A 2,589-nucleotide genomic window follows, 5' to 3' on the forward strand; every position below is an offset into this window, starting at 1 on the left:
GCCATCGCAGGGTCATTCTGCCCATGTCGGGCAGATGGTAGAGTTTCATTATCGCTGGCATCCATATTACGGCGGTCGTTTTCGGCATGAAGGCCGCGAGGACCGGGCCAATGGCGCGATCATCCGGGTAGAGATCAGGCCGGGTGAGATCATCCAGGTCGCAGAGTGGATGCTGGACAGGGCGTTGTGCGCCGACATGGAGATGGGCGAACCGCGCGTTGCGGTGATTGGGCTTGTAGAGCTTCATGGACTGCTTACCGATCGCGGTTTCAGGCAGACTTCGACGGATGGACTCACGGCCATCCAGGAGGCGCGCCATGAAGGCACTACCACGACCCTCGTCGCTACCGATGCTGACCCAGCAGCTGAGCATGCCGCTCGATACGCCGCAGATGCGAGGCCTGAGCGAGGCGCAGCGAAGCGCCGTTGTTGCCAGGCTGGCGACCCTCTTGATGGCCGCAGCCGGCGTCGCGGCGAAGGAGGCCAGCGATGACGGGCAATGATCTCCTTCCAGTCACGGTGCTCAAGCGCAAAGCTGTGGTGTATGTCCGACAGTCGACCCCGGGTCAGGTCCAGAACAACCTGGAGAGCCAGCGCCGACAATATGAGCTTGTCGATGTTGCGCGACGCTGGGGATTTCACGATGTCGAGGTGATCGACGATGACCTTGGTCGGACCGCCAGCGGCACTGTCGACCGCCCCGGTTTCGAACGACTGGTCAGCGGCCTGTGCACGGGCAAGGTTGGCGCGGTGCTTTGCTTGGACGCATCGCGCCTTTCCCGTAATGGCCGGGACTGGCACCACCTTTTGGAGCTGTGTGGCCTGGTTGAAGCGCGCGTGATCGATCTCGACGGGGTATACGATCCCTGTCGACCAAACGATCGATTGTTGTTGGGCATGAAGGGCAGCATCAGCGAGTTTGAGCTTGGCATTTTGCGAACACGCATGCTTGACGCGGCGCGCGCCAAGGCAAGGCGGGGAGAACTGCGCCTCAGTGTTCCGATCGGCTATATCTGGCACCGCGAATACGGCCTGGGGCTGGATCCCGATATCCGGGTACAGGAGGCGATCCGCCTCATCTTTTCGCGTTTCCGCGAGCTTGGCAGCGCCCGCCAGGTGCTGATTTCGCTGACAGCTGACAATTTCCATTTTCCCCGCCCTTCTGACGGCCGCAAAACGGTGTCCTTCGACTGGGTGCCGGTTCGCTATCGAAGCGTTATTTCGATCCTGAAGAACCCCTTCTACGCTGGGGTCTATGTCTATGGTAAAAGCGAGAAGCGAACCGAGATTGTCGATGGCAGGGCACGCAAAAGTTACGGCCACAGCAAGCCCTTTGGAACGTGGGAAGTGCTGCTCCAGGATCATCACGAAGGCTATATCGATTGGAGTGAGTTTGAGAGGAACCAGAGCCATATCGCCGTCAACGCGTTCGGACAGAAGGGCGGCATCAAGTCGGGTCGTGGTGGCCGCGCGTTGCTCGCGGGCCTGCTCACCTGCGGCCGATGTGGAAGACGGTTGGGCGTTGTCTATTCGGGCCGGCCTCCGGGTCATCCCTATTACCGCTGCGAACGTATCAACCAGATGCTGGCCAAGCCACGATGCATGACTTTTGGCGCATCTCGCATCGACCCTGCCATAGGCAAAGAGATATTGAGAGCCGTGACGCCGATGGCGATCGAGGCCGCAATGGAAGCTGATCGGGCGCATCGGGATAATCTGGAAGAACGGCACCGCATGGTGGAGCTGGACTTGCAGCAAGCCCGATACGAGGCATCTCTCGCTGAACGTCGCTATGCTGCCTGCGACCCTGATAACCGCCTGATCGCTGCCCAACTTGAGAATAGCTGGGAAGCAGCGCTCAGGCGTGTTGAAGCCTATGAAGCGGGTTTGGCCCAAGCGCGACAAATCGATCTGGCCGCGCCGGCGCCCGATTTTGCTGGCATTGCCACCGACCTGGAGACCGCTTGGCGCTCGCCTAACGTCGACATGCGTTGTCGTCAGCAGCTCCTCCGCACGCTCGTGACCGATATCATCGCTGATGTCGATGAAGAGCAACGTGAAGTCATTTTGACGATCCACTGGAAAGGTGGCCAACATTCTCAGCTGCGCATTCGCAAACCCAAAGCAGGCGAACATGGCCAGAGTACGCCCGAAGCCGCCCTTGCCATCATCCGCTCCATGGCCACCCGGTGGTCCGATGCAGACATTGCCGCCACTCTCAACCGGATGGGAATGCAAACCGGACAAGGCAAGACCTGGACAGCGCGCCGTGTCGGCTCGCTGCGCACTGTCCACAAAATCCACGGCTACCGATCCGCCGAAAAGAATGGAGAGTGGCTCACGCTGACCGAAGCCGCCAAAAAGCTTGGGGTTACTGCCCATCGGGTCCGTCGACTGATCAAGGAGGGCGTGCTCCCTACCGAGCAAGTTGTACCCGATGCGCCGCACCAAATCCGAGCCACGGACCTGGAAAAGGACGAAGTGACCCAGTTCCCGCGTCACAGAGGCCCGTGTCGCATCAAAATGGAAAACCAAAAGTCCCTGTTTCCGGACATTTGAAGAGGAGGTGTAGTATGAATCGGTCGTTGC

General features: G+C 59.8%; 3 protein-coding genes. 2 read left to right on the plus strand and 1 reads right to left on the minus strand.

What is annotated here, in order from left to right; all coding sequences use genetic code 11:
- The coding region (locus HHL08_RS25100; protein ID WP_158636712.1) for a hypothetical protein at positions 1-247 on the minus strand (247 nt) is incomplete at its 3' end.
- A gap of 70 nt (positions 248-317) precedes the next feature.
- Between HHL08_RS25100 and HHL08_RS25105 the strand changes: the two genes are divergently transcribed.
- The gene (locus HHL08_RS25105; protein ID WP_037487474.1) at positions 318-503 is read left to right on the plus strand and encodes a hypothetical protein; all 186 of its coding nucleotides are present in this window, start codon (positions 318-320) and stop codon (positions 501-503) included.
- Entirely contained in the window at positions 490-2,559 is a 2,070-nt protein-coding gene (locus tag HHL08_RS25110; protein ID WP_037487473.1) for a recombinase family protein, read from the plus strand. Before HHL08_RS25105 ends, HHL08_RS25110 begins: the two co-directional genes overlap by 14 nt.
- Positions 2,560-2,589: the final 30 nt, after the last annotated feature.

This window comes from Sphingobium psychrophilum (assembly GCF_012927105.1).
GTDB lineage: Bacteria > Pseudomonadota > Alphaproteobacteria > Sphingomonadales > Sphingomonadaceae > Sphingobium > Sphingobium psychrophilum.

Coding starts and splice junctions, on each gene's coding strand:
- HHL08_RS25105 (WP_037487474.1), top strand. CDS start 318: ATGAAGGCACTACCACGACCCTCGTCGCTACCGATGCTGACCCAGCAG.
- HHL08_RS25110 (WP_037487473.1), top strand. CDS start 490: ATGACGGGCAATGATCTCCTTCCAGTCACGGTGCTCAAGCGCAAAGCT.